The sequence below is a fragment of the Natronomonas sp. genome, assembly GCF_046483325.1.
Taxonomy (GTDB): Archaea; Halobacteriota; Halobacteria; order Halobacteriales; family Haloarculaceae; genus Natronomonas.
On record NZ_JAWODL010000030.1, the window covers coordinates 1 to 4184 of the forward strand.

Sequence of the window (4184 nt, forward strand, 5' to 3'; positions counted from 1 at the left end):
CTCGACACCGTCATCGCGGAAGGCTTGGCCGGCATCGCGGGCGTCCCACTGGTCGCGCTCATCCTCGTGATCGCCACCGTCGTGGTGTTTCTGACGGAAGTCACGTCGAATACCGCGACGGCGACGGTCTTCATGCCGATTATGATCGGCCTCGGCCTGACCCTCGGCGAGTCGCCGCTTCTGTTGATGGCGACCGCCGCGCTCGCGGCCTCGATGGCGTTTATGCTCCCGGTGGCGACACCGCCCAACGCGGTCGTGTTCGGCAGCGGCTACGTGACGATCCCCCAGATGTCGCGCGTCGGCCTGTGGTTGAACCTGCTCGGGATCGCCGGCATCATCGCCCTCACGTACCTGTGGCTGCCGGTCGTCTTCGCGACCGCAGGGTAGCGGCGGCGAACGGTACGACTCACGTCCGAGCCTGCTCGGTCGCCGTCCCGCCCCCCGTCAGCCGCCTTCCCGCATCTCGATCGGGAGGCCGCGGTAGCGGAAACTGGTGTCGATCACGGTCCGTCCCGACAAACAGCATGGTATTTGATGCTGGTCGTCGTAGTTTCGCCCGGTGGTCCGAACGATGGGCGCCCGAAATACCACTTCCGAGACGTTCGCACGGCTCTTCGAACGCGTGGGCCGCCAGTTTGTGGAGGCGTCGCGTCTATGGGGGCCGGCGATGCCCTACGGTCGGTGGGTATCGGCGACCGAGCCGATGGCGGTCGACCTCCTCGAGCGGGGAGACGAGTTCGTCGCGACGGCCGACCTCCCCGGCGTCGGGCACGACGACATCGACGTTCGGGTCGCGGATCGGACGCTGCGAATTGCGGCCGACCACACTGAGATCGGCGAGGGAGACGCCGAGCGACTCCTCCGCCGCGAACGCGGCCGCGGATCGACACACCGGTCGATACGGCTCCCCGAAGACGTCGACGCAGAACGGGCGAACGCCCGTCTGACGAACGGCGTCCTGACCGTCACCCTCCCGAAACCCGACGTTGAGGGGGCACGGACGATCGAAATCGAGTAATCCGACCGACGCGCACTTCCGAACGGGTTCCCAGTGTGGTTCTCGTGTCCGAAACACGGCGATAGCGTATTCATCCCCGGACACTGCGCGCGATGCCTCGCTGTGTCGGGAATTCGATGGCCGCCCTTCGAGGCACGTAGTGGAACCACGGCCGGCGAGAGCTGTTGGATCGCCGAATAGTTCAACTGACTGCCGCTCGTAGAACCGCGACGGAGGCGTTCACGAGAACGACAGTTCCATGTTTCAAAATCGAACCGACGCCGGCCGGCAACTCGCGGACGTCCTCGACGACCGCGATACCGAGGCAGACATCGTCGTCGCGATCCCGCGCGGGGGGCTCCCGGTCGGACGGGTCGTCGCCGACAGCCTGCGAGTACCGCTCGACATCGTGGCCGCACGGAAGCTCGGAGCGCCACACCACCCGGAACTCGCCGTCGGCGCCGTCGGGGCCGACGGGACGGTTTGGCTGAACGAACCGCTGATCGCCGAGTTGGGTGTCGAAGACGCGTACGTTCGAGACGAGATCGAAGCCCAGCGCCGAGTCGCAGCGGAGAAGATCGAGCGCTATCGCGGCGATCGGTCGCCGCCGGACTACGAGGGGAAGGCGGTGCTCATCGTCGACGACGGCGTCGCAACGGGCGCGACCACTATCGCCTGCATTCGACAAATCAAGGACGCGGGCGCCGAGCGCGTCGTCCTCGCCGTGCCGGTCGCTCCACCGGACACCGTCGAACAGCTGCAGACGGAAGCCGACGAGGTGATCTGCGTCGAGAGCCCGCCGCACTTCGGGGCGGTCGGGCAGTTCTACGAGTCGTTCGAGCAGGTCTCGGACGAACAGGCGAAACGCTACCTGACTAGCGACGGAGGGTCGGAACGGTGACCGCCGAGACGATTCCGACTCTCGGCGTAACCGTCTCCTAGGTCTCGCGTTCGATGATCCGGACGTTCCAGGCGTTCGCCTTCCAGGCCGTATCGAGGAACGGGCCGGCGATCGGAACGAATCCGATGACGGCGTCGACGGCGATGATCCCGAGCATCAAGCCGACCGCGAGCGGGCCCGCACCGGCGCGCCACCCTTCGAAGACGACGTACAACGAGATCAGCGTCGCGATCACGTTGCCGGCGACCGGCACGAGCGTCAGGACCGGGTCGATACCGACCCGGTAGTCGATCACCGGAATCCGGACCGCGTTGTCCATCAACCGCGCCGTCGCCCTCGCCCGTCCCTTCGGCGTGCTCAAGTCGTCGCCCGGAGATGCCATGCCTTCTCGTAGGCGCCCGGCTGTCTTGAGTCGTGTGGGCGTGTGAACGGCTTGACAAGACTGGCTGCGAATCGCCTCGTCGTCGAGACCGAGTCGGGTCACCGACACGGCGGCCGGTACGTGGCCGTCGAGCCGCCGCTCAGTCCCGTGCCCCTTCCGACGCGCTCACGACTCGACGACGTCGACGCCCCGAACGTCGAAGCGAGCGCCGCCGGACGCGCCGTCGGTCACCGTCACCTCCCAGTCGTGGGCGTCGACGATCTGGCTGACGATCGACAGGCCGAACCCCGTGCCCTCCTCAGCGGACGTGTACCCCGCCGTAAGCACGCTCTCGCCGGCACTGCCCGGGATTCCGGGACCGTCGTCGGCCACGTAAAACCCGTCGGCCAGCTCGCCGATCGTCACCGCGACGTCGGGACCCCCGTGGTCGACGGCGTTCTGCAGCAGGTTCTCGAGCAGTTGGCGAAGCCGCTCGCGGTCGGCCCGAATTGCGTGATCGGTTTCGACGCTGAGCGTCGCCGCCGCGGGCGCGAGTGGCCCCCAACACTCTGTGGCGAGCTCTGCGAGGTCGACGGGGGTACGCGCGAGCGTGTCGGCGCCCATCTGTGCGAACAGCAGGAGGTCGTCGATGAGCGTCCCCATCCGGTCGTGAGCGTCCGCAACCCCGTCGACGTGCGGGCTCGAACACTCCTCCGCAACCAGATCCAACCGCCCCGTTGCGACGGAGAGCGGATTCCGGAGGTCGTGGCTCACCACCGACGCGAACTGGTCGAGCCGCTCGTTCTGGCGTCGGAGCTCCCGCTCCCGGTCGAGGCGGTCAAGCGCGGTCGCGGCGTGGCTGACGAGGAGCTCTGCCAGCTCGACGTCGTCACCGTCGAACGCGTTCGGCGTCGTCTCGACCGCTTGAAACACGCCGTGGTCCCCGATCGGAACGCTGAGTCCGGACCGATACGACGCGCTGGCGGGACTCGTGTCGTCCGTCGAGGCGATGTCGGCGACCGCGTAGGACTCCCCGGTCTGGTAGGTCTTCCCGGCCAATCCCTCGTCGGTCTCCATCCGTCGACTACCGTCGGACGGCGCGTCCGCCGAGGTGGCGTAGGGGACGAGCCACTCGCCCTCCCGGATGACCACCGTACACAAATTGAAATCGAGGAGTTCCGCCGCCGCCGAGACGGTCCGCTCACAGACGCCCCTCGCCGTCTCTTCGCTCTGGATCGCTATGGCGACGTCGTGGAGCGTCTTGATCACGGTCGTGCGACGACGGCCCATGCCTCACTGTCAGAAACCCAGGGTAATGAACATTACACACCCGGGACGTTCTGCTCTGTCGCGTCGGCTTCGGAGCGACCCGACTGACGCCGCTGCGGTCGCCCCGACGGTGAACCGGACACCCACCGCGTTCCGGTGGTTGATATCAGCTATCCGGAACCGCGGTCGCCGGGTTGCGTCGGGGTCGCAAAAACGATTATCTCGTCTGACGTCGTACGTTACATGGTGACAAGAGTCACTGTGAGAAGCCATGAACACGTTCGAAGACAAAGTCGTGCTGGTCACGGGTGCAGGATCGGGGATCGAACGCGCAGAAGAGCAGGCAACAGAGCCATACCAATCGTAATGCCAACCTCAAGAACATTATTCTTGAGTATTTTGAGCTTTGCAGCAGCCGATTTTGTTACAACATCATACTGTCGTTGCAACTCAGTGCCCTGTGCAAAAAGACTATTTGCCTTCCCCATGTTCTCGTTAATCGAGTCCAGGTTATTCACGAACAGTCCCAGAATCTTCCCCGAGCGGATACCAAACATCTCTTTTGCAATCGCCATGCGCTCAGCATTGCTCTGAATCGACTTCATGCGCTGTGCGATAAGCTGTTGACGTGAGTAACGTCGAAGAGGGATATCTTC

At 65.2% G+C, this 4184-nt stretch carries 6 protein-coding genes; 3 read left to right on the forward strand and 3 right to left on the reverse strand.

Annotated elements, in window-relative coordinates:
- From R6U53_RS09215 to R6U53_RS09225, 3 genes are all read left to right on the forward strand, one after another.
- On the forward strand, nucleotides 1–387 hold a 387-nt coding region (locus R6U53_RS09215), incomplete at its 5' end, for an anion permease (RefSeq protein WP_410322069.1).
- Nucleotides 388–571: 184 nt separating this feature from the next.
- Entirely contained in the window at nucleotides 572–1018 is a 447-nt protein-coding gene (locus R6U53_RS09220; RefSeq protein WP_410322070.1) for an Hsp20/alpha crystallin family protein, read from the forward strand.
- Between the two features lie 238 nt (nucleotides 1019–1256).
- Nucleotides 1257–1898 (forward strand): phosphoribosyltransferase, encoded by a 642-nt coding sequence (locus tag R6U53_RS09225; RefSeq protein WP_410322071.1) that lies wholly within the window; start codon nucleotides 1257–1259, stop codon nucleotides 1896–1898.
- 37 nt (nucleotides 1899–1935) lie between these two features.
- Here R6U53_RS09225 and R6U53_RS09230 read toward each other — a convergent pair whose 3' ends face one another.
- The 3 genes from R6U53_RS09230 to R6U53_RS09240 form a co-directional block, all read right to left on the reverse strand.
- On the reverse strand, nucleotides 1936–2280 hold the full coding sequence (locus R6U53_RS09230; RefSeq protein WP_410322072.1) for a DUF4112 domain-containing protein: 345 nt from the start codon (nucleotides 2278–2280) through the stop codon (nucleotides 1936–1938).
- A 165-nt stretch (nucleotides 2281–2445) separates the two neighbouring features.
- The gene (locus R6U53_RS09235) at nucleotides 2446–3549 is read right to left on the reverse strand and encodes a GAF domain-containing sensor histidine kinase (protein WP_410322073.1); all 1104 of its coding nucleotides are present in this window, start codon (nucleotides 3547–3549) and stop codon (nucleotides 2446–2448) included.
- 281 nt (nucleotides 3550–3830) lie between these two features.
- On the reverse strand, nucleotides 3831–4184 hold a 354-nt coding region (locus tag R6U53_RS09240), incomplete at its 5' end, for a hypothetical protein (RefSeq protein WP_410322074.1).

Coding starts and splice junctions, on each gene's coding strand:
- R6U53_RS09220 (WP_410322070.1), top strand. CDS start 572: ATGGGCGCCCGAAATACCACTTCCGAGACGTTCGCACGGCTCTTCGAA.
- R6U53_RS09225 (WP_410322071.1), top strand. CDS start 1,257: ATGTTTCAAAATCGAACCGACGCCGGCCGGCAACTCGCGGACGTCCTC.
- R6U53_RS09230 (WP_410322072.1), bottom strand. CDS start 2,280: ATGGCATCTCCGGGCGACGACTTGAGCACGCCGAAGGGACGGGCGAGG.
- R6U53_RS09235 (WP_410322073.1), bottom strand. CDS start 3,549: ATGGGCCGTCGTCGCACGACCGTGATCAAGACGCTCCACGACGTCGCC.